This is a genomic window from Chryseobacterium panacisoli (assembly GCF_008274625.1).
Lineage (GTDB): Bacteria > Bacteroidota > Bacteroidia > Flavobacteriales > Weeksellaceae > Chryseobacterium > Chryseobacterium panacisoli.
Map to the genome: position 1 here is coordinate 282,512 of NZ_VTRU01000001.1, position 22,840 is coordinate 305,351.

The window sequence follows — 22,840 nt, forward strand, 5'->3', positions numbered from 1 at the left end:
CTTCGATTGTTTTACCCCGATCGGGCAATAGCTTTGCTATACAAACTTAGTCAAAATGAAATTACAATTATGGCGCAATGCAACATTGCTATTGAATATTGATGGAATTTCCATCCTCGTAGATCCAATGCTTGGAGAAAAAGGCTCTCTTGGTAAATTTCCAATGGTAGACAACGAATTACTGAATCCTTTGGTAGACCTGCCTTTTAGCAAAGAAGAATTAAATCAAAAACTTGAAAAAGTAGATGCTGTAGCTGTTACTCATCTTCATCCTGATCATTGGGACACTGCTGCTATCGAACTTCTTGATAAAAATATTCCGATCATCTGTTCAGGTATTATTTCTGAGCAAATTGCAGAACAAGGTTTTACAAATATCATCTCTGTTAGTGACAGCGTACAATGGAGAAATATTGAGATATCTACAACCAAAGGCCAGCATGGAACCGGAGAAATTGGAGAGAAAATGGGAATTGTAAATGGTTTTATTTTTAAAACAGAAAATATATCCGTTTATATCGCAGGAGACACCATCTGGTATGATGAAATTGCCCGGGAAATTGAAAAGCATCAGCCACAACACATCATTGTTGCAGGTGGGGCTGCCACTTTTATGGTGGGAGATCCTATTATTATGACCAGTGAAGATATTATAAAAGTTTGTAAATATGCTCCGGAATCCACTGTTTGGATCACTCATCTGGAAGCGGTAAGCCATTGCAGAGAAGACAGAAAATTTATTCAGGGAAAAATAACAGAAAAAAAACTCGAAAATCAATGTTTCATATTGAAAGACGGAGAAGAGATAAGCCTGAAACAGATATGAAATAAATAACAGGCGTTATGGCTTATTTTTTGAATATTTTCTGATAAATAATTGGTATGCTGTCTGCTTTTCTCTTACATCTTGATTGGAAAGAATTATTATTGGGACACGAAGAATGGTCTTTTCTTTTAGAGATCATTCTTCGTACCATGATTATGTTCATTGCTATTATCTTAGGACTTAGAATTTTAGGAAAAAGAGGGGTAAAACAGCTCTCAATCTTTGAATTGGTAGTCATTATTGGCCTGGGATCGGCAGCAGGAGATCCTATGTTTAATAAGGATGTCGGAATTATTTCATCCCTTATTGTTTTTATTGTTATTATTCTTCTATATTCTATTGTGACCCATTTTATCGGAAAAAGTAAACGTTTTGAAAATCTTGTAGAAGGAAAATCCATCTGCCTGGTAGAAAATGGCGAATTTTCAATTAAAAACTTTCAAAAAGAAAACCTTGGGAGTGACGAATTCTTTGCAGAGTTGAGACTAAAAGGAATTTCGCAACTTGGACAGATTGAAATGGCTATAGAAGAAATATCAGGAGAGATCAGTGTATTCTTTTTAGAAGATGAATCTGTAAGATATGGGCTTCCTATTATGCCAGGCTCATTACTTAATCCATTACAATATATTCATGAGGATAAACATTACTCCTGTATATTCTGTGGGTATACAGAGCATAAAAAAGCGGGTAATGCCGGACGCTGCCCAAAATGCCAAAAAGAAGAATGGGTAGCATCCAGCAATAAAAGACGTGTCACCTGACCTTTGACCATCCTAATCCTCAACATACTTATTTCTCGCAGCTTTCATTCCAAAATACAGCATCAGCATTACCGCAAAACTTAATAGATAAAATGAGCTGTTCCAGGAAACATCCCAATCATGCAGTTTTCCAAATAACGGAGGACCAAATGCAGCAATCAGATATCCGACAGACTGAGCCATTCCGGAAATTTTAACAGCATTGATACTGCTTTTGGTTCTTGTAGAAAAGAACAGGATAGATAAACTGAAAGACAAACCGTTGGAAATTCCTATGATTACAGCATTCACATAAATCCACTGAGATTTCAGGAATACAAACATCATCGTACTTCCGAACATCAGAGCGCATATAAAAAGAATCATCAGTCTCTGATCTTTCATCTTGCTGGCAATAATAGGGCAGCAGAACGTCACAGGAATCATCGTAATCTGAATCACAAAGAAGACCCATCCGGAGCTTTCTCCCTGCATATGAAAATCTGCAAGAAATGAAGGCAGCCAGGCTACCAGACAATAATAAAATAAAGACTGCAGACCCATAAAAATACTGATATTCCATGCCTGTGCAGATTTGAACATATTAAAATCGGAAGTACTGAGTGCCATTTTAGGAGGATTCGGATTTCTTTTATTAAAGATAAATTCCAATGCCAAAACAAGGAAACCCAATGCCGCGATAACCAGCCAAATTCCTAGAGAACCTTTCCATCCAAACCCTGTCAGTTCCCCAATCTTCACACTAAAACCAGAAGCCAGGGCCGCTGTAAGATTCATGGATACGGCAAAAATCCCTGTCATAAGCCCAATCTGTTTCGGGAAATTATTTTTAACATATCCCGGAGTGACCACATTTCCAATACATATTCCTAAACCAATGAATATAGAACCTAAAAATAGCAGCCAAAGAGATCCGCTGATTCTTAAAAACAACCCAAAACTTAAAATAATCAGAGAATACATCAGAAGTTTGCTGATTCCAAACTTATTAGAAAATCTGCTGACCAGTACAGAGCAGGCTGCAAACATAAACAGTGGAATAGAGGTAAGCAGACTTACCTGAAAATTATCCAGTTTCAATGCATCTCTTACTTCACCCAATACAGGAGCTACGGCCACAATCGGTGAACGGAGGTTACTGGAAATTAATATAACTACCAGAACATTAATGATTAATAAAATATACGAAGCATTCTTTTTTACTTCATTCTTCATCATAATAAAAACTTTTCTGCAAAATTAATATAGTAATTTTGTTTAATTTTGCCAAAGTTTTAACCTAAAACGACATGAATGCTAATGATAATATAAAAATAGATGATCTGAAGAAGCCTTATTTTGTATGGTTTGAAGAAAACTGGGTTCATGATGACGTTCTTCACCACCATCAGAAAGGCCAGCTCGTATATGTGGAAAGTGGTTTTCAGTACATTACCATTGATGAAAAAATTTATCTGCTTCCACAAAATCATGCTGTATGGATTCCTCCCAATGCCGTTCATAAAACCAATTCACATTCCGAAAAGATCAAACTGATGATCATGTTTGCTGATATCAGAACGAAAAATTCCTTTTATCATAAGATCAATGTATTTTCTGTTCCTCCGGTTTTAAAGGAAATGATAAAATATGCAGAAAAATGGTCCAAGCAAATGACTCCGGACCATGATGAAAACTTATTTCTGAAAGCATTGTTCAACGAACTTCCACGATTTGTTGAACATTCATTAACTCTCCATATCAGTCTTCCAAAAGACCAGCGCCTTACAAAAGTTATTGAGCATCTTCATCACCACTACCGGGATGAAATTAAAATGGACGATCTCAGCGATACAGCGCTTTTGTCTTTCCGTACATTAGAACGTATCTTCAAAAAAGAAACCGGGCTCACCTTAAGTAAATACCAGCAGATGCTTCGTATCATTAAAAGTCTGGAGCTTCTGAGTGCTGGTCATCTTACTATTTCAGAAACAGCTTATGAAGTAGGGTATAAGAGTGTACAAGCGTATACCAGAAGTTTTCTGTCTGTGATGCAGTTCAGACCCACAGATTTTATTAAAACAATTCAATAGCCGTTTAAAGCACCAGCAGAAGCGGTCGAAATATAGAGGAAAAGAGACTTATTGAGATCTTAATACTTTGTGTAATCCTTTATCTAAAAGCAATTGACTTGTTTGAAAAAGGATATAATTCACATTTTATATCATTTTCCACTTCAGTGGTCAATATTCAATTATGACATTCTTAGAAATAAAAAGGTCTCCACGAATGGAGACCTTAAAAAAACACAAATGATGAAAAAAAATTATTTCGATTCACAAATATAAACAAAAATCATGTTATGCAAAACATCATAAGCCTATTTTTTTTAATAATTATTTATTTTAAGTAAAAATAATTATTCTCTAAATGATTTTAGTTTTCTTTAGGATTCCGAAATTCTTTACACAAAAACATATCCTGCTAAATATAATTCGCGCTCTGATGAATTGTGTGCCGTTTTTTAGCCTAATCAGAACAATTATAAAAAGTGAATTATTATAAAAATAAAGCTTCTTTAAAACAATACTCAAACAATTGTTTAACTTTTTTGTGACTCTACTCATAAAATTCTATAGAATTTTTGCCGTAATTTCTCCAAAACATATTGCATGAAGCCAAAAAAATTTAAAGGAGTCCCTAAACAAAAATTCGGAGGGTTCCATGATACGGAAACCAGAAAACTATTTGATCAGGACTCCATGTCGTTAAAATTTGAAACATTAAAGGAGAGATTTTTCTCAGTGAATAAGTGGCAAAGTTATTGTGGTGAGGCATTTGCAGCATTTAAACTATATGATTTCAGTGGCTATCCTGTAGATCGAGAGCCGCAAAAAGGAGATTTTGTCAGGATTGATATTCCGGGACCGGGAGAACCTGAAGCCAAAGGATATGATTGGGTAGAAATTACAGATATCTGTTTTTATCAGAACAGCTTTGCTGAAAGTATAACAATGACCTGCAGGCCATCCAGAAATCCGGAAGATAAAAAAAACCGTCATATTGCTCACTTTTACAGTTCCGCAGCAACTTCTACTTTTATGATCTCAAAAAGTCCCACTCATGTAAAAGCCGCAGTGTACGGACGAAATGAAAGACCTAATCTGAATGCCAAGTTCCTTGATATTATCAGAAATCTTGCTACTGCTGCAGGAGGAATGATGGGAGTCGCTAAAATACAATGGAAACAGCTTACTGACGGTTTATTGGATTTTGAGTAACCTTTTTCTACCTTTTTTGATCTAGATCAAAGTTTGGTATTTGTTGTACAGGGACATTTGCACCCGAATATTTTAAACAAAATTTATGAGTACAACATTAGAAAAAGGGCAGGCTATTAATTTCTATCAGGCAACCGTTCCCATTATCATTTCGGTATTCGGAGTTTATCTTACCATAGGAATTTCTTTGGGAGTACTTCCAGGGTTTGTCCAGAAGACATTAGGTTTTGACAGCATTATGATAGGCCTTGTTATTGGATTACAATCGCTGTCAACACTTTTAACCCGTGCTTATTCCGGAAAAATAACAGATACGAAAGGAGCTAAGAAAAGTAAGATGTCCGGCGTAGTATTAGCGGTTATCGCCGGAATCGTTTATGTACTGGCAGTACTATTTCAGGCTCACCCGCTGATGGCAATTCTATTTCTGTTAGCAGCAAGAATCATCCATGGTATTGGCGAAAGTTTTCTGGTTACGGGAGCACTGACGTGGGGAATAGGCCTGGCAGGACAGTCTAAATCGGGGAAAGTAATGACATGGAACGGTATTGCTATGTATGCCGGAATAGCAATTGGAGCGCCCCTAAGCATCTGGCTAAGCAAAGAATATAATATCCTGCCGGCCTTTGTTCTTATTGCCTTACTTCCGCTTGTAAGCTGGCTTTCTACTGCAAAACTTCCTTCTATTCCTGTAGATAAAGATCATTTACGGACGCCTTTCTATAAAGTGATCGGTGCAATATCAGGCCAGGGACTGAGTCTTGCATTTTCATCAATGGCTTTTGGCTGTATTGCTTCTTTTATTGCTTTGTTTTTCTCACAAAAGAATTGGGGGGATGCTTCACTTGCCTTTATGGTTTTCGGAATATGCTACGTTCTTACCCGAATTTTATTTGCTTCATTTCCTGATAAATACGGAGGTTTTAAGATTGCTTTAATCTCTCTGATCATCGAAGTGGCAGGACAGCTGCTGATCTGGACATCTGCTTCCAAAACATTAGCCGTTATCGGATGTGGATTGACCGGGGTTGGATTTTCATTAGTCTTTCCGGCTTTGGGAGTTCTTGCTATTCAAAAAGTAAAACCACAAATGAGAGGAACAGCATTGGGAGCGTATGTATCTTTTGTTGATCTTTCATTAGGATTAGCAGGTCCTATTGCCGGACTGATTGCAGGCTGGTTTGATTATCAGGCAGTTTACCTTTTTGGGGGGATCAGCTGTATGGTATCAATGATTATTTTATTATTTAATAAAAAATAAAAATGGAAAATTCTATAATCACTCAAGCAGAGAAAACGAAAAAAATACGTTCTGCATTTATCATTAAAAATAAACGGTATCTCACCCCACATCTTATCCGTGTAGTATTTGAAATCGATGAAAATCAGACGGAATTGCTAGCCAGTGTACGCTCCGGCTCTAATAATAAAATCTTTATTCCAACTGAAGAGGGAAGTACTCCCTTAATAAGAACATATACCAACAGAAAAATTGACCTGGAAAACCGGGAATTAACGATAGATTTCGTTGCCCATGGTGATAACGGGCCTGCTTCTGCATGGGCTTTACAAGCGAATCCTGGCGATTCTTTGGAAATTGGGATGAAAGAAAGTACAAAACCTTTAGTTCCCGATGCTGATTTTTATCTGCTGGCAGGAGATGCAACAGCATTACCTGTCATTTGTGCTATTGCCGAGCAGTTTCCGCCTTATGTATCCGCAAAGATATTATTAGAGGTGGTAAGCAAAGAAGATGAACTTATTCTGTGCTCTGCAGCAGATATTTCAGTCGAATGGCTGTATAATCCTCACCCGGAAGAGGGTAGCCGGCTTGCAGAAGCTGTAAAATCTGTTCAGTTTCCGCCTGGAGTTTTAAAAGAATATGTGTATATCGCTGCAGAATATACAACAGTTCGTGAACTTCGTAATCATTTTAAAACAACCCTGCAATGGGATCCCCATGGTTTATATATCTGCTCGTACTGGAAAGCAGGACAGGCGGAAAATATCCGGACAGTTTAGATAAAAATAGTAAGCAAAAACCTTTTTATCACTACTTTTGCTTACATGCAGGAACTTTTAGCTTCATATATTAAAAACAGAATATCGGTAACTGATGAAGAATTGAATACTATTCTTTCTTATTTCAGACTTGTTCAGTTAAAAAAGAATGAGACGCTCCTTACCAACGGACAGCACAGCCAACGTACTTTTTTTGTTGTAAACGGTTGTCTCCGTATATTTTTTATCAATGAAGAAGGGCAGGATTCCACGCGATATTTTGCATTTGAAAATCAGTTTGCAACAGCACTAACCAGTTTTATTACTTCTGAACCCTCTGACGAATTTATTCAGGCCGTTGAGGATTCAGAAGTATATTATATTAGTCATGAAAAATTTTACCATCTCTTGGATATTATTCCGCAATGGGAAAAATTTTACAGAATATATCTGGAAACAGCGTATGTGAATAATACGAAGAGGCTGATGTCTTTCCTTGTTCAGGATGCCCTTGAAAAGTACCGTCAGCTGCTGAATGAAAATCCCGTTGTAGTAAGACGACTTTCTAATAAAATGGTAGCTTCCTATCTTAATATCTCCCAGGAAACTTTAAGTAGATTGAAATCAAAACTTTGACTTTTGTTTGACAGAATAATTTAAGCCTGCCTAATTTTTTTAATTTAATTTATATAACTGCAAAAGTTAATAAATCGTTCATTTTTAAATACTTTAGTACAATACGAAAAGATCAGTCAGCCGGCTGATCTTTTTTATTTGACACAAATGAAAAAAATGACATTTGTCATATTTCCCATTTCGATAAATGCTATTTGATGCATAATTCATTTTAAAATAATATATTTAGGAAGTGAATAGTTTTTAAAGGATTTTTTAGATGAATAAGAAAAGAACTTTTATCGAAAATTTATGACAAAAAAACCTTTGCACAATTTCCATATTCCGGTAATGGGACTGGCTTACACTATAGACAGCCCGATCCGTGTTGCACAATATGGAATTTCTTCTGTGATCTCTATCATTGATGATGAAATCCTTGAAAAGATGAAAAACTTTTATAACAAAAAGTTTAATCTTGACTATTTTGGAATCTCAACAAAAACAGACGATTACAGGGCAAGAAGAGTTACTGCCTATCTGGATATGGTGGATGATATCGTGAATGAAAAATTTGAATCTTTCAAGCAGGAAATCAGCAAAAACAAAGAGGCGTTAAAAGACTTCATGGCCATACTTCCGAATACTTCGGATCTTAAAACAAGTCTTCAGAATCTTATTAATCAAAAAGATAACTGGAGCTCCAATATCAAAAACTTCATAGAAGCCAACTTAAGACCAGGAAGTATTGACGTCAATATCATGACGAAAGTGGATAAGGACAATTATCAGAACAACGAGCAGCTTCCGGTAATGTATAACGATGCCCATGCTTCACTGCGGGGATTTGCCAAAAGCAAACTGTCATCATCAATGGTTCTTTCTGCAGGAATGAATCCTCGTCTGTACAGCTATATGGAAGAGTTTGAAGACTTTTTCCCGGATGAAAACGGAAAGATCAAAAAGAAAATCATTCTTAAAGTAAGCGACTTCCGTTCTGCAATGATCCAGGGAAACTTTCTGGCTAAAAAAGGACTGTGGGTTTCAGAATACAGAATAGAATCCGGGCTGAATTGCGGTGGCCATGCTTTTGCAACCGAAGGAATGCTTCTTGGGCCTATCATGGAAGAATTTAAGCAGAAAAAAAATGATCTGATACAGTCAGCGCATACGTTAATGACAGCTGCTTTGGAGCAAAAAGGAAAGCCTTTGGTTTCTGAGCCTTTGAAAATGAAAATTACCGTTCAGGGTGGAGTAGGAACTTCCGAAGAACATGAGTTTCTGCTAGCTAATTACAATGTAGACAGTGTAGGATGGGGCTCTCCGTTTTTACTGGTCCCGGAAGCCACTTCTGTAGATAAGGAAACCCGAAATCTGCTTGTAAAATCAAAAGAACAGGATTTGTATCTGAGTCATATTTCGCCTCTGGGAGTACCTTTTAATACGGTAAAAGGAACGTCTAATGAACTATTGAAGCATGAAAAGGAAGCTAAAGGGAAATACGGAAGTTCATGTCCGAAAAAACTTCTGGCATTAAGCAAAGAATTCTCTCCCGAGGGAACCTGTACCGCTTCAAAAAAATATCAGGATATCAAACTGAAAGAGTTGTATGCTGACCGGGAAACCTTAACAGAAAAGGAGTTCGATAAAAGAAAGTCTCAGATTACCGATAAAGCCTGTCTGTGTGTAGGACTTGTGAATGCAGCATATATGGAACAGAATCTTGAAATCAAGGGAGAAAAACAGGGTGTTGTAATATGTCCCGGACCTAATATTGCCTTTTTTGATAAAGAAGTTTCGCTTTCGGAGATGGTAAAACATATTTATGGAAACACCAATATTCTTTCCCATACCCAACGTCCGAATATGTTTATCAATGAACTGAAAATGTATGTTGACTATCTGAGAAAGGAAATAACAGAATCATCAGTACAGATGACCCATGCCCAAACAAAAAAATGGAATGCTTTCAAGAAAAATATACTTGAAGGAATAGAATATTATCATGATCTTTTTATAGGATCATCATTCTTCAGCAACGGATTATCAACCATCAATCTGCAATTACAGGAATATAAACTTCAGCTTACTGCTATTGATATTCCGCAGGTTGAAAAATAACCGTATTTTTTAATTGATAGATAATAAAAACAGCTTTCACGCGGAGGCTGTTTTTGTTTTTTGCTGTTCTGTTGGGAAAATATAAGTGCAGGCAATCAAATATTTCCAGCAAAGCATATATCTTATTTTTACAATACACAATTTATCGGGGATAAAATGCGCCTTAAAAACGATATTACAGATAAAGAATTCTTGCGCCTTTGTGATCTTCCAAAAATCACATTGTATGAAATGATTAAGGGTTGGAAAAACGCAAAGGTGCAAAGATTTATAATATTATTGTAGAATATAAGGCGCTAGAAAATCGAAGATTTTCAGCAAGCGTATGTCTAATTTTTTGCAACACACAATTTTATCGGAGATAAAATCCTTGCGCCTTAAAACGATATTACAGATAAAGAATTCTTGCGCCTTTGCGATCTTCCAACAATCACATTGTATGAAATGATTAAGGGTTGGAAAAACGCAAAGGCGCTAAGATTTATAATATTACTGTAGAATATAAGGCGCTAGAAAATCAAAGATTTTCAGCAAGCGTATGTCTAATTTTTGCAACACACAATTTTATCGGGGATAAAATGCGCCTTAAAAACTATATTACAGATAAAGAATTCTTGTGCCTTTGCGATCTTCCAACAATCACATTGTATGAAATGATTAAGGGTTGGAAAAACGCAAAGACGCTAAGATTTATAATATTACTGTAGAATATAAGGCGCTAGAAAATCAAAGATTTTCAGCAAGCGTATGTCTAATTTTTGCAACACACAATTTTATCGGGGATAAAATGCGCCTTAAAACGATGTTACAGATAAATAATTCCTGCGCCTTTGCGTTTTTCCAAAATAGTATTAATCAAAAAAACTGTGTAAACATCAGCATTTCCATTTATAATAACTATTACAGGAATGGCTATTTTTAATATTCATCAGATTTATTATTCCTTACCTTAGAGGTCACTTAGTAAAATTATTTTTATGGAAAAAAGAAAGATCAAAAATACCGATTTAGCGATTGCGCCAATCAATTTCGGAGGTAATGTTTTTGGATGGACACTGGATGAAAAACAGTCTTTTGATATACTGGACCGCTTTACAGAAGCAGGATTCAATTTTGTAGATACTGCAGATACGTATTCATGGTGGGTAAATGGGAAAGGCGGGCAGTCTGAAGAAATTATCGGAAAGTGGATGAAAAGTCGTTCTAACCGTAATGATATCGTTTTGGCAACCAAAGTAGGTTCAGAAACGAAAGAACACGGCTATGATATCAGCAGAAAGCATATCTTACAATCAGTAGATGAGTCGCTGAAAAGGCTTCAGACTGATCATATTGATCTCTATTATACTCATTTTGATGACAAGATCACTCCGGTAGAAGAAACACTTTCTGCGTATGATGAGATCATTAAGGCTGGAAAAGTTCGTTATATTGCAGCTTCCAATTTATCACCGGATCGATTAAAAGCATCATTTGAAGCTGCAGAAAAGAATAATCTTCCTAAATATGTTGCATTACAGCCTCATTACAACCTGATGGAAAGAGAAGGTTTTGAGGAAAATTATGCCCCTCTGGCAGAGCAATTTGATTTAAGTGTATTCCCGTATTGGTCTCTGGCGGCTGGTTTCTTAACGGGTAAATACCGTGATGAAGCTGATCTTGCAAAAAGTGCGAGAGGTGAAGGGGTAAGAAAATATTTAAATCCTAAAGGACTTGAAGTGTTAAAAGCACTGGATCAGGTAAGTGCAAAACACAATACCACTCAGGGAACGGTTTCTCTGGCATGGCTGTTATCCAACCCTTTGATCACAGCACCTATTGTAAGTGCTACGAGTGCATCACAGCTTGAAACGGTATTCAATGCACCAAAACTCATTCTGGATCAGGAAGATATTGATCTGCTAAATAACGCAAGTAACTAATTTTCAACTTTCATTATAGACTAAAAGTTAATCCGTTCATTTCTGAACGGATTTTTTTTATTCGAAACCCCTTCAAAAGAAGGGAATTCAGTTCTTCAGTTGTAATATTGAGCTATTAATCAGAATATTCCTTCAAAAGCTGTCTGTAGCTCATCAGAATTGAAGATTTTGAAATAAAGCCTATAAAATCATTATTCCCGCTCACGACAGGAAGATTCCATACCCCTGTATCATCAAAAATCTGAAGAATCTCCAGAGGTTTATTGTCACGGTGAAGTATAGCCGGTGGAGCTTTCATAATCTGAATAACAAGTTGGGAAGCATCCATTTCTTTATTAAAAAGATAAGGTCTTATATCATCCAGGGTAAGAATTCCCTTTAGCTTTCTATTTTCATCCACAACGGCAAAAATATTTTTATCCCCATTCTTTACCATTTCAAATAGTTCGGTAACAGAGGCATTTTCATTAATGGTCTGAGAATACTGATCAATAAAATCTTCCGTTCTCAAAGCAAAAAGCAAGTTTTTATCATGCTTATTGGTCAAAATCTTTCCTTCATCTGCTAAAGATTTCAGTTCCGGAGAAATAGGAGAAAACCATTTGGCAATAAGGTAAGATATCACAGAAGCGATCATCAGAGGAATAAACAGGTCATATCCGAAACTGGATTCAGCAATCAGAAATATCGCAGTAAGAGGAGCATATAATACACCGCTCATTGCTCCGGCCATTCCTACCAGAACAAGATTCGTTACCGGAACATCTGTAAAACCTATGTGCTGGCAAACCAAAGCAAATAAGTACCCTAAAGTTCCTCCGGCAAAAAGGGACGGAGCAAAATTACCTCCGTTTCCACCGCTGAATATCGTAAAAGAAGTGGCAAATGCTTTTAAAAGCAATACCAGAATTAAAAATACAATAATCGTCCAGTCTCCGATCTCAAAATATCTGAAAAAGCTGTTTTCAATAATAGAGTGGGTATTTCCGTTGGTAAAAGCTTTCACGGTTTCGTATCCCTCTCCGAATAAGGGAGGAAAAAGCACACACAGCAATGAAAGTACAGCTCCACCAAACATTGCTTTACGCATTCTGGAAAGCTGAAGCCCTTTTATAAAATGTTCTACTTTTTGAGAAATAATCACAAAATAACGGGCATACAAACCAGTTACAATTCCTAAAATAAGGTAATAAGGAACATTTTTATAGTTGAACGGATCCCTTGTATAAAACCTGAAAAGAACATCTTCCTGAAGCAAAATCCTCGACAAAAGGCTTCCACAGACTGCCGCCACTACCAAAGGAATAAAATCTGTAAAAACCACTCCCGTCAACAGAATTTCAAACGCAAACATAATTCCGGCAATAGGAGCATTGAATGCAGATGCAATCCCTGCTGTAGCCCCTGCGGCCAGTAATAAAGTACGTTCTTTGTAACTTAGCCTATAGGTCTGCGCATAGTTTGAACCAATAGCAGCTCCGGTAACGGCAATAGGACTTTCCAGCCCTGCCGAACCTCCCAATCCTACAGTAACCGCACTTTGTATCACCTGGGAATACATTTTAACAGAAGCTACAATACTGGAATTCTGTGCAATTTCATAGAGAATAGCCCCGATACCTTTACGGTCCTGCCCTTTGAATAATGTCAGAACAATCAACGTGGTCAAAACAATTCCTAAAAAAGGAAAAACAATATAGAATAAGATCTGATATTCAAAGTGGACTTTAGTGGTAATGAAATTGTGGATGTTGTGTACCAGCGTTTTCAGAATAACTCCTGCAAGACCTGCTGTACAGCCTACCAGAATCCCGGAAAGAACCAGAAACTGATTTCGGCTCAGCCTGTTGTTCAGCCAATGCAGAATAAGCTCATAACTGCGTGCTTTTTCTAATCCGTATTTCTGGAAATCTCTTTTAAATTTAAGGAAGCTCAGGTATTTTTTTTTGTTGTGAATTTTCACCTTGGAAATATTTTAAACTATCATCAGATTGATACAGCACCGTAAATTTATGAAATATATAATAAAAAAACTCCTTTTGAACGTTTACACTTGTTTTATCGTTTCTATTTTTGTAATTTCTATTTTAATTTAAAATTCAAAATTTCTTCTAAATTTAGGAATAGATTTACCGCATGAAAATTCTCATCATTGAAGACGAAGCAGCTCTTGCTCAAAGCATTTCCGAATATCTTTCCGGAGAAAACTATCTCTGTGAAGCTACCGGCACATTCAGTGAAGCTATGAGTAAAATAGAGACATTTGATTATGACTGCATTTTACTGGACATTATGCTTCCGGACGGAAATGGTCTGAAAATACTTGAAGAACTAAAAAAGCAGCAGAAGCAGGATGGAGTTATTATCATTTCTGCCAAGAATGCTCTGGATGATAAAATTGAAGGATTAAAACTGGGTGCGGATGATTATCTTACCAAACCTTTTCACCTCTCCGAACTTATGGCAAGGGTATATTCTATCATTCGGAGGAAGCAGTTCAGTAGTTCCAATGTAGTAAAACAAAATGAACTTCAGATTGACCTGCTTGCAAAAACAGTTGCTGTAAACGATGAAGCAATTTCATTAACCAAAAAAGAATTTGATCTCTTAATTTATTTTATTGGTAACAAAAATAAGGTCATCTCAAAAAGTACACTGGCGGAACATCTTTCCGGTGACCTTGCAGATATGCTCGACAATCATGATTTTGTATATGCTCACGTGAAAAACCTCAAGAAGAAACTGTATGACGCCGGATGCAGCCACTATCTCAAAACGGTATATGGAACGGGGTATAAGTGGGAAAGCTAGGTTAATTATGAATTAAAAATTATAAATGATGAGTTATTATGAGCGAAAGAAAAATGTGTTAAAAGATAAAAGTTTTAGTTTTGCAATAAGGATTATTAACCTTTACAAATATCTCTCAAATAGCAGAAATGAATATGTTCTGAGTAAACAGTTATTAAGAAGTGGAACAGCGGTGGGAGCTTTAATAAGAGAGTCACAGAATGCAGAAAGTAAAGCAGACTTTATCCATAAACTCGCTATTGCTCAAAAAGAATGTGATGAATCTATTTATTGGATTGAGCTTTTATATCATACCGAATATTTGTCATCCAATGAATATGAAAGTATTCACAATGAAGCTATTGAAATATTAAAGATAATCCGAAGTATCTCATTACATCAAAAAATAAATAATTTTTTGTAAAGCACAACAACTCATAAATCATAATTATCTTGAAGCCTCTGTTAACCAAAACCACGAAACCCTTTCTTATCTACGTACTTATTGTACTGATGATCAGTATTCCTGTGTATTATTTTGTGGTGGATACCATCTGGAAAAGTGAACTAGATGAGCATAATCAGATTATTGTAGAGAAAACGGCTTATGAGTTTAACCAGTTAAAACTGTCTGAAGAAGAATTAAACAAAAGTCTTGCATTGTGGAATCACATCCAGCCTGAAACGAATATTGAAAAAATTTCAACTCAACAGATCAAACGGGATACGGTTTATACTTACGAAAAACATTTACCCTTTATTTCGGAACAAAAAAAGGAGCGTTACAGATGCCTTAGAAAAGTCGTTTATCTGCAGAACAAACCCTATCTTTTTACGATACAGACCAATATTGAAGAATCTCATGAAACAATAGCTGTGATTGCAATGATTACCATTTTTTTCTTTGTAATCATAGTTTTAGGGCTTTTATATCTGAACAGAAAGCTTTCTTCATCAATTTGGAAACCATTCAGAAATACACTGGATCAGTTGAAAACATTTAATCTTAACAGCCAGGATACCGTACAATTTCAGGCTTCTGACACCACAGAATTTGAAGTGCTTAATGAATCTCTCTATAAACTGATAGAGCGTAATATTTCTACTTATAAAACCCAGAAGGAATTTACAGAAAATGCTTCCCATGAGCTGCAGACTCCGTTGGCTATTATTAAAAATAAGCTTGATCTTTTACTTCAGGATCAGAACCTTACTGAAGGGCAGTACAGAATCGCGGAAGATATGAACAAGGCTCTTACCAGAAGTTCACGCATTAATAAAAACCTATTGCTGCTTGCTAAAATTGATAATAATCAGTTTGACAGTTCAGAGATTATTTCGTTTGATCATTTACTTCAACAAAGTATTGATAATCTCGGGGAACATATTGAACAAAAAAATATTTCTATTCAGGAAGACATCTCAAGCGGTGTGCAGGCAAGGGGAAACAGTATTCTGACAGAAATACTGATCAACAATCTCATCATCAATGCAATCCGTCATACAGCTCCCGGAGGTTCTATTGCTATACAGCTGACAAATTCTTCTTTTGAAGTTTCCAATTCGGGAGTTGAAAAGCTGAATCCGGACTTCCTGTTCAAAAGATTTTCAAAACTTTCAACAGATAACAGCGGAAGCGGGCTGGGGCTCTCTATCATCCAGGAAATCTGCAGATTTCACCATTGGACGATCAGTTATAGGTTTGATAACAATCATCATATCTTCACTGTTAAATTATAGTTAAAAAATTTTACGGCTCCAACAATTCAAAATTTCTTCTAAATCGTATTGCACCTTTGTATAGAAAACATACTGAGGTATATATTTTATTGAGAAATGATTACAAAAATTGTCCTTTTATCACAGGAACTATTCTGGTTTTCTGGAGCAGTACTATTTGTGGTATCTAAAAATAAAACGAAATGAGAATAGCAAACAAAGTCGCAGCCGTTACACTCCTTTTCTGGCTTATGAAAATTGTGGCAACTACCTTGGGGGAAACCTTGGGAGATTTTATTTCTATGACTCTTAATCTGGGATATGTTGTAGGAATTTCGGTTACACTGGTGTTTTTCATCCTCATACTATCGGTACAGCTTCGTGTAAAAAAATATATTCCGGCAGTCTATTGGATCGTCATTATCGCAACAACAACTTTGGGAACAGAAATCTCTGATTTTATTGACAGGACTTTAAAAACCGGATATCTGGCAGGGAGTATGGTTTTGCTTTTTGGTCTTTTAACTTCCTTATTCTTATGGTACAAAAAATATAAAAACCTTGAAGTTTATCCGATCCCTGAAAGAAATAAAGAATTCTATTACTGGACAGCTATCTTATTTTCCAATAGTCTGGGAACAGCTTTTGGAGATTTTCTGAGTGATAATTTAGGACTCGGATATATGATGGGAGCTTTAGTTACAGGGCTCATCATAGTAGTGGTAGTGGCACTTCATTATTTTACGAAAATTAATCATGTTGTTCTGTTCTGGATTGCTTTTGTTTTTACCAGACCTTTCGGGGCTACATTCGGAGATCTTTTGACAAAACCTTTAGCCAAAGGAGGTTTAGATCTTGGAACTCTCAATGCTTCTTTGGTATCTCTTGCTCTGATGGCTTTGATGATCATCATTTCACAAAGAAAACACAGCCGGGAATTACTCTTTTAAAACGAATAATTAATATTTCCCTCATAACAAACTTTTAAAGAAAATAAAGACTAGCAGAATGAATAAAACAGCCTTATTATTGTTTCCAGCCTGTATGGTAATTTCTTCCCTTGCTTCAGCGCAGACAGTTTCTGTAACGGCATCCGGAAGAATCATAAATAAAGACCAGACAGCAATACCTTATGCCCATATTATTTTAAAAAAGGAAAAAGACAGCACATTTACAGCCGGAACCATTACCAATGAGGAAGGACGATTTTCTATTACAGGTATAAAACCGGATCATTATCTTCTGGAAACTTCCATCAACGGTTATAATACATACACACAGCCCATTTTCATAGGAACACTTTCAGAGTTTTTGGAAATCCCCACTATTGTGCTGGCTCAGAAACAGGAAGATGAAACCAAAATAGAAGCGGTTACCATTACAGCTTCTAAAAAAAATGAAATAGACAGCCGCCTTGATAAAAAAACCTATTCCGTAGCAGACAATATCAGCCAAAGTGGCGGATCGGTATTACAAAGCATGCAGAACCTTCCCGGAATCACCGTACAAGATGGTAAAGTACAGCTAAGAGGAAATGATAAAGTAACAGTACTTATTGATGGTAAACAAACTGCTCTCACAGGGTTTGGAAGCCAGACAGGGTTGGATAATATTCCGGCTTCTGCTATTGATAAAATTGAAATCATCAACAATCCTTCATCAAAATATGATGCGAATGGAAACGCTGGAATCATCAATATTATCATGAAAAAGAATAAACAGAACGGATGGAACGGAAAGGCAGGGTTTACAGCAGGCTTAGGTTCACTTTGGATAAGAAAAGAAAACCTTCCCACAATAAGACCGCAGTATACGCTAACTCCAAAAATTAATCCTTCATTATCTGTTAATTACAGAAAAAATAAGGTCAATATATTTCTGCAGGCAGATAATCTATACACAGAAACACTTAATAAAAATGAATTTGTAACCCGTACTTATGATAATGGAACAGTTATCAATTCCCAGCTGAAAAGAAACAGGAATACGAATTTCTTTACCACCAAAGCCGGAATAGACTGGAATATTGATCCGCAAAATACAGTAACTATCTCAGGAATGTATGGAAGCGAAAAGATCATCGACAGGGGAGATCAGCCTTTTCTCAATGGGAATATGTCCCAGCGTCTCCGCTTGTGGCAGTTTCTGGAGGATGAACTGAAAACTACCGCGATGGGAACCGCTTCCTATCAGCATAAATTCAAAGAAGCAGGACATGTATTGAATGTAGGATTCAATTATACTTTCCATAGAGAGGATGAAAAGTATTTCTATGATAATTATCTTCCTTCTTCTACAGGAACTGATGCTTTCAAATTATTATCCGACGAACAGGTCTATGATTTCAATATCGATTATATAAAACCTTTAAAGTATGGACGAATAGAAACCGGAATTAAACTGAGAAACAGAAGCATTCCAACCAATATGAATTTTATTCCTGGTGCCAACTCTGTTTTGGATGTTTCTGCAGGAGGAAAAGCTGATTATAAAGAATTTATTCCTGCGGTATACGGAAATTATGTTTTCGAAAACGAAAAATGGGAAGCAGAACTGGGATTGAGGCTGGAATATGTAAAAATTCAATATGATGTAAATCCCAACCACCCAACTTATAAAAGTGACGGATATAATTATACCCAGCCATTTCCGAATTTCAGACTTGCTTATAAAATTGATGACCGCAATAAGTTTTCCGTTTTTTATAACAGAAGGGTAGACCGTCCCAATGAAGTTGACATCCGTATTTTTCCAAAATATGATGATGCAGAAATCATTAAAGTAGGGAACCCTGCACTGCGCCCTCAGTTTACAAATTCTATTGAGCTTGGATATAAGCACAATTGGGATACCGGATATCTATATTCTGCATTATACCATCGTTTTGCCAACGGAACCATTACAAGAATTTCAAGTATTGTTCCAAACAGCACGCTTATTTATGCCATATTCCAGAATGCCGGGAAAAGCTATAATACAGGACTGGAAACGATATGGAACCAAAAGATATCAGATGTATATTCCTTTAACATCAATGGAAATTTATACCGTAACCAGATCAATGCATTTACTGTACAGAACCTGTATCCTCAGCCTAATACTTTCGCTGCAGCCCAGCAGACAGCCCTATCCGGGAATATCAAGATGAATAACGTTTTTCATTTTTCAAAAGGATTTGATATGCAGTGTACATTTGTTTATCTGGCTCCGGATATTATTCCGCAGGGAAGAATAAAATCAAGGTTTTCAATGGATGCAGGAGTGAAAAAAGCCATTCAGAAAGGGAAGGGGGAACTGTTTTTAAATGCCTCGGATTTACTCAATACTATGGTAATCAAAAAGTCTGTTCAAGGTAGCGGATTCGCTTATACCAGTAATGACTACTACGAAACTCAGGTAGTCCGTTTGGGATACAGCTATAAATTTTAATACAGAATTGGATAATTTTAAATGTGATTTAAGATGAAAAAACACTTTCAAAAAGCACTGATGTATATATTGGTTTTGAGTTCAACGGTAAGCACAATCAATGCTCAGAATACAAATGACACGATTGAAGTTCAGAAACCTGCACAAGACAGTATGATCACTACGGAAATTCAAAAAAACAACCTGAATTACAAAAGTCTGATCATTCCTACAGCATTCATCGCCTATGGAGTAGCAGGTTTGATGATGAATAATCTGAAGCAGCTTAACATCTCTACAAAAGTTGAAATCAACGAGCACCAGCCTACACAAATAAAACTGGATAATTATACCCAATATGCTCCTGCAGTTATTGTATATGGACTGAATGCAGCAGGGATAAAAGGGAAACATAACCTGAGAGACCGCACTATCATTTACGCCTCTTCACAACTGATTGCAGCAGCCTTTACTATGCCTTTAAAGTATCTTGTAAAAGAGGAAAGACCAGACAGATCAAATACATTATCCTTTCCGTCAGGGCACGCGGCGGCGGCATTCTCTTCAGCGCAGTTTATGTTTAGAGAATATAAAGACAGCAATTTCTGGCTGAGCCTTTCAGGATATCCATTTGCTATTTTCACCGGAGTCTACAGAATGCTGAATGATAAACACTGGCTGGGAGATGTTGTGGCGGGAGCAGGTTTTGGGATCATTTCTACCGAACTGGCGTATTGGCTGTTTCCAAAAATTGATAACTTATTACGTGGAAAAACTAAAAGTAAAAATACCTTGTCATCTACGATGGTGATGCCGTTTTATCAGAATAAAATTGTAGGAATAGGATGGGTAAAAACCTTTTAGCATACAAGCACTATTCAGTATTGGATGGTGCTTTTCTTTATACCACTTTCGCCTTACGGACCATTTTTGCCAATAGGTTGGGAAAGAATCTCTTCAGATAAACCGCCATTACTTCTTTACCTCCTATAGCTTTTTGTTTTTTCTGTTTTTCAATGGCATAGAGCATTTTTTTTGCGAAAATATCTACAGGCATTCCATTTTTCGTGGCATCATCCATTGTCCCTTGTGATGATCCGTCTCCGGTGACTGCATTAATAGAAATATCCGTCTGTATAAAACCCGGACAAATGATCGTATTTCCAATATTCTGGCTGAATAATTCTGCCCGCAAAGCATCAAAAAAGCCATGTAAAGCATGTTTTGCGCCGGCATATCCACTTCGCATAGGAGCACCGAATATTCCCATAAGGCTGGTTACAACCGCAATCTGTCCTCCTTTATTTCTGATCATATAAGGTACAGTTGCTTTAGTAAGGGCTACCGTTCCGATATAATCAATATCGATCAGCTGTTTATCTACTTCAATATCTGTTTCCATGGCTAAAGAACGTTGAGACAGTCCCGCATTGTTGATAAGAATATCAATCTTCCCAAACTGTTCTGATGCTTTCGCTGCAATGGCGGGCATTTCTTTATAATTTTTCAGGTCTAAAGGAATCACCACATACCGATCTGTACTCAAGCCTGCCTTTTCAGCCACCAGATGCAATTGTTCTTCTTTTCTGGATGACAGGATGATTTTTGCATGACTATTCTTTGCCAGAGTTCTTACCAGAGCTTCTCCAATACCTGATGATGCTCCGGTAATCCAAATGATTTTATGATCAAAATAACTGCTCATACTTCTCCTATTATTTAATTTTTAAGTCCTGCAATATATTTCCCGGCTTTCATTCCTGAAAAAATACAGCCTCCCAGAAATGTCCCTTCCAGCGCTCTGTAGCCGTGCATTCCGCCTCCGCCAAAACCAGCCGCTTCTCCGGCAGCATACAGTCCTTCAATAACGCTGTCGTCATCTTTTAATACCTGTCCGTTCAGATTGGTTTTTATACCTCCTAACGTTTTACGGGTTAAAATATTGAGCCGTACAGCAATCAAAGGTCCGTTTTCAGGAGCTAAAATCTTATGGGGAGCTGCTACACGCCCAAGTTTATCCCCTAAATAATTTCGGGTATTCCGGAGATAATTGACCTGAGTATCTTTTGAAAATTTATTATCTAACTCTCTGTCCCGGGCTTCAATCTGAGATTTTATTTTTTCATAATTCAAAAGTCTGTTTCCAGTCAATTCATTCATCCTGTCCACTAAATCTTCCAGATTATCGGATACAATAAAGTCTTTTCCATGTTCTTTAAAAGCTTCTACTGGTCCGGGAGCTTTTTTACCAAAAATCCTTTTCAGAAAAAGAGTGTAATCCTTATTGGTAATATCCGGATTCTGTTCTGAACCCGAAAGGGCAAATTCCTTTTTAATAATTTTCTGAGTGAGGATAAACCAGGAATATGAAAATCCTGTTTCCTGTATATATTGTAAAGTTCCCAATGTATCAAATCCGGGAAGAAAAGGAGCGGGGAGCCGTTTGCCTTCAGCATCAAACCATAAAGAAGAAGGTCCGGGCAGTATCCGGATTCCGTGGTTGGGCCAGATGGGATTCCAGTTTTGCAAACCTTCTGTGTAGTGCCACATCCTGTCACGGTTGATAATATGAGCTCCTGCATTTTCTGCGATACCAATCATTTTACCATCTACATAGGCAGGAACACCGCAGACCATATTTTCCGGTGCTTTACCCAGTCTTTCGGGCCAGTTTTTCCTTACCAGCTCATGATTGGCACCAATTCCTCCGGAAGCGATGATGATGTTCGGAGCGGTATATTCAAATGTTGAGATAACAGTTCTGTTTGTCTCAGCACCTCTTTCCTTAGTATCATTTTCAAGAATATCACCTTTAAGGCCTTTTATTTTTCCATTTTCCACCAGCAATTCTGTCACTCTGTGCCTAAATTTCATCTGCAGCAATCCTTTTTCCTGAGCTTTGTAAGCTTTTTCTACGAAAGGCTTTATTACCCCTGTGCCAGTTCCCCAGCTGACATGAAAACGGGGAACTGAATTCCCATGCCCTGTTGCCGAACCATCACCACGTTCTGCCCAGCCCACCATAAACATCAGTTTGATGCCTAATTTGGAGATATATTCATATTTTTCACCGGCAGCAAATTTAAGATAGGCTTCAGCCCATTGACGCGGCCAGTAGTCTTCCGGACGGTCAAATCCAGCTGTCCCTTTCCAGTCCTGAAGTGCCAGTTCATAAGAATCTTTGATTCCCATTCTCTTTTGCTGGGGTGAATTAATCAGAAACAGACCTCCGAAAGACCAGAATGCCTGTCCACCCATATTCTGTTCAGTTTCCTGATCCAAAAGCAGTACTTTTTTTCCGGCATCGGTTATTTCCATAGCAGCAGTAAGCCCTGCCAGTCCACTTCCTATGATGATCGCATCAGGCTGGAATGTTTCTTCCATGTTCTAGGTGTTTTTATTGGATGATACTTC

General features: G+C 37.0%; 19 protein-coding genes. 15 read left to right on the forward strand and 4 right to left on the reverse strand.

Annotated features, from left to right (window positions below):
- Positions 1–55: 55 nt before the first annotated feature.
- Both FW781_RS01350 and FW781_RS01355 read left to right on the forward strand, forming a co-directional pair.
- The gene (locus FW781_RS01350) at positions 56–826 is read left to right on the forward strand and encodes an MBL fold metallo-hydrolase (RefSeq protein ID WP_149385775.1); all 771 of its coding nucleotides are present in this window, start codon (positions 56–58) and stop codon (positions 824–826) included.
- A gap of 56 nt (positions 827–882) precedes the next feature.
- Entirely contained in the window at positions 883–1,590 is a 708-nt protein-coding gene (locus tag FW781_RS01355; protein WP_149385776.1) for a DUF421 domain-containing protein, read from the forward strand.
- Positions 1,591–1,602: 12 nt separating this feature from the next.
- Here the strand turns inward: FW781_RS01355 and FW781_RS01360 are convergent, their stop codons facing one another.
- Positions 1,603–2,808, reverse strand: coding sequence for a CynX/NimT family MFS transporter (locus FW781_RS01360; RefSeq protein ID WP_228720110.1), 1,206 nt, complete (start codon positions 2,806–2,808; stop codon positions 1,603–1,605).
- 71 nt (positions 2,809–2,879) lie between these two features.
- Here FW781_RS01360 and FW781_RS01365 point away from each other — a divergent pair, with 71 nt between their 5' ends.
- The 7 genes from FW781_RS01365 to FW781_RS01395 all read left to right on the forward strand — a co-directional run bounded on the left by FW781_RS01365 (position 2,880) and on the right by FW781_RS01395 (position 11,509).
- Positions 2,880–3,662, forward strand: coding sequence for a helix-turn-helix domain-containing protein (locus FW781_RS01365; protein ID WP_149385777.1), 783 nt, complete (start codon positions 2,880–2,882; stop codon positions 3,660–3,662).
- Between the two features lie 579 nt (positions 3,663–4,241).
- Complete coding sequence (locus FW781_RS01370; RefSeq protein ID WP_149385778.1) at positions 4,242–4,850, forward strand: hypothetical protein; 609 nt, start codon at positions 4,242–4,244, stop codon at positions 4,848–4,850.
- Between the two features lie 85 nt (positions 4,851–4,935).
- Entirely contained in the window at positions 4,936–6,111 is a 1,176-nt protein-coding gene (locus FW781_RS01375) for an MFS transporter (protein ID WP_149385779.1), read from the forward strand.
- Positions 6,112–6,113: 2 nt separating this feature from the next.
- Positions 6,114–6,872, forward strand: coding sequence for a siderophore-interacting protein (locus tag FW781_RS01380; RefSeq protein WP_149385780.1), 759 nt, complete (start codon positions 6,114–6,116; stop codon positions 6,870–6,872).
- A 45-nt stretch (positions 6,873–6,917) separates the two neighbouring features.
- Complete coding sequence (locus FW781_RS01385; RefSeq protein WP_149385781.1) at positions 6,918–7,487, forward strand: Crp/Fnr family transcriptional regulator; 570 nt, start codon at positions 6,918–6,920, stop codon at positions 7,485–7,487.
- Positions 7,488–7,778: 291 nt separating this feature from the next.
- Positions 7,779–9,587, forward strand: coding sequence for a hypothetical protein (locus FW781_RS01390; protein WP_149385782.1), 1,809 nt, complete (start codon positions 7,779–7,781; stop codon positions 9,585–9,587).
- A gap of 977 nt (positions 9,588–10,564) precedes the next feature.
- A complete protein-coding gene (locus tag FW781_RS01395; protein WP_149385783.1) occupies positions 10,565–11,509 on the forward strand; it encodes an aldo/keto reductase in 945 nt (314 codons plus the stop codon).
- Positions 11,510–11,624: 115 nt separating this feature from the next.
- Here FW781_RS01395 and FW781_RS01400 read toward each other — a convergent pair whose 3' ends face one another.
- On the reverse strand, positions 11,625–13,472 hold the full coding sequence (locus FW781_RS01400; RefSeq protein WP_149385784.1) for a chloride channel protein: 1,848 nt from the start codon (positions 13,470–13,472) through the stop codon (positions 11,625–11,627).
- 173 nt (positions 13,473–13,645) lie between these two features.
- Here FW781_RS01400 and FW781_RS01405 point away from each other — a divergent pair, with 173 nt between their 5' ends.
- From FW781_RS01405 to FW781_RS01430, 6 genes are all read left to right on the forward strand, one after another.
- On the forward strand, positions 13,646–14,320 hold the full coding sequence (locus FW781_RS01405; RefSeq protein ID WP_149385785.1) for a response regulator transcription factor: 675 nt from the start codon (positions 13,646–13,648) through the stop codon (positions 14,318–14,320).
- Between the two features lie 25 nt (positions 14,321–14,345).
- A complete protein-coding gene (locus FW781_RS01410) occupies positions 14,346–14,723 on the forward strand; it encodes a four helix bundle protein (protein ID WP_228720111.1) in 378 nt (125 codons plus the stop codon).
- A gap of 29 nt (positions 14,724–14,752) precedes the next feature.
- Positions 14,753–16,039 (forward strand): sensor histidine kinase, encoded by a 1,287-nt coding sequence (locus FW781_RS01415; RefSeq protein ID WP_149385786.1) that lies wholly within the window; start codon positions 14,753–14,755, stop codon positions 16,037–16,039.
- 182 nt (positions 16,040–16,221) lie between these two features.
- On the forward strand, positions 16,222–16,968 hold the full coding sequence (locus FW781_RS01420) for a COG4705 family protein (RefSeq protein WP_149385787.1): 747 nt from the start codon (positions 16,222–16,224) through the stop codon (positions 16,966–16,968).
- Between the two features lie 58 nt (positions 16,969–17,026).
- Complete coding sequence (locus tag FW781_RS01425; RefSeq protein WP_149385788.1) at positions 17,027–19,447, forward strand: TonB-dependent receptor domain-containing protein; 2,421 nt, start codon at positions 17,027–17,029, stop codon at positions 19,445–19,447.
- A 33-nt stretch (positions 19,448–19,480) separates the two neighbouring features.
- The gene (locus FW781_RS01430) at positions 19,481–20,290 is read left to right on the forward strand and encodes a phosphatase PAP2 family protein (protein WP_149385789.1); all 810 of its coding nucleotides are present in this window, start codon (positions 19,481–19,483) and stop codon (positions 20,288–20,290) included.
- A 37-nt stretch (positions 20,291–20,327) separates the two neighbouring features.
- On the opposite strand, the gene FW781_RS01435 is transcribed toward FW781_RS01430, so the two are convergent.
- Both FW781_RS01435 and FW781_RS01440 read right to left on the reverse strand, forming a co-directional pair.
- Positions 20,328–21,131 (reverse strand): SDR family oxidoreductase, encoded by an 804-nt coding sequence (locus FW781_RS01435; RefSeq protein WP_149385790.1) that lies wholly within the window; start codon positions 21,129–21,131, stop codon positions 20,328–20,330.
- 14 nt (positions 21,132–21,145) lie between these two features.
- Positions 21,146–22,810, reverse strand: coding sequence for an FAD-binding dehydrogenase (locus FW781_RS01440; RefSeq protein WP_149385791.1), 1,665 nt, complete (start codon positions 22,808–22,810; stop codon positions 21,146–21,148).
- Positions 22,811–22,840: the final 30 nt, after the last annotated feature.

Coding starts and splice junctions, on each gene's coding strand:
- FW781_RS01350 (WP_149385775.1), top strand. CDS start 56: ATGAAATTACAATTATGGCGCAATGCAACATTGCTATTGAATATTGAT.
- FW781_RS01355 (WP_149385776.1), top strand. CDS start 883: ATGCTGTCTGCTTTTCTCTTACATCTTGATTGGAAAGAATTATTATTG.
- FW781_RS01360 (WP_228720110.1), bottom strand. CDS start 2,808: ATGATGAAGAATGAAGTAAAAAAGAATGCTTCGTATATTTTATTAATC.
- FW781_RS01365 (WP_149385777.1), top strand. CDS start 2,880: ATGAATGCTAATGATAATATAAAAATAGATGATCTGAAGAAGCCTTAT.
- FW781_RS01370 (WP_149385778.1), top strand. CDS start 4,242: ATGAAGCCAAAAAAATTTAAAGGAGTCCCTAAACAAAAATTCGGAGGG.
- FW781_RS01375 (WP_149385779.1), top strand. CDS start 4,936: ATGAGTACAACATTAGAAAAAGGGCAGGCTATTAATTTCTATCAGGCA.
- FW781_RS01380 (WP_149385780.1), top strand. CDS start 6,114: ATGGAAAATTCTATAATCACTCAAGCAGAGAAAACGAAAAAAATACGT.
- FW781_RS01385 (WP_149385781.1), top strand. CDS start 6,918: ATGCAGGAACTTTTAGCTTCATATATTAAAAACAGAATATCGGTAACT.
- FW781_RS01390 (WP_149385782.1), top strand. CDS start 7,779: ATGACAAAAAAACCTTTGCACAATTTCCATATTCCGGTAATGGGACTG.
- FW781_RS01395 (WP_149385783.1), top strand. CDS start 10,565: ATGGAAAAAAGAAAGATCAAAAATACCGATTTAGCGATTGCGCCAATC.
- FW781_RS01405 (WP_149385785.1), top strand. CDS start 13,646: ATGAAAATTCTCATCATTGAAGACGAAGCAGCTCTTGCTCAAAGCATT.
- FW781_RS01410 (WP_228720111.1), top strand. CDS start 14,346: ATGATGAGTTATTATGAGCGAAAGAAAAATGTGTTAAAAGATAAAAGT.
- FW781_RS01420 (WP_149385787.1), top strand. CDS start 16,222: ATGAGAATAGCAAACAAAGTCGCAGCCGTTACACTCCTTTTCTGGCTT.
- FW781_RS01425 (WP_149385788.1), top strand. CDS start 17,027: ATGAATAAAACAGCCTTATTATTGTTTCCAGCCTGTATGGTAATTTCT.
- FW781_RS01430 (WP_149385789.1), top strand. CDS start 19,481: ATGAAAAAACACTTTCAAAAAGCACTGATGTATATATTGGTTTTGAGT.
- FW781_RS01435 (WP_149385790.1), bottom strand. CDS start 21,131: ATGAGCAGTTATTTTGATCATAAAATCATTTGGATTACCGGAGCATCA.
- FW781_RS01440 (WP_149385791.1), bottom strand. CDS start 22,810: ATGGAAGAAACATTCCAGCCTGATGCGATCATCATAGGAAGTGGACTG.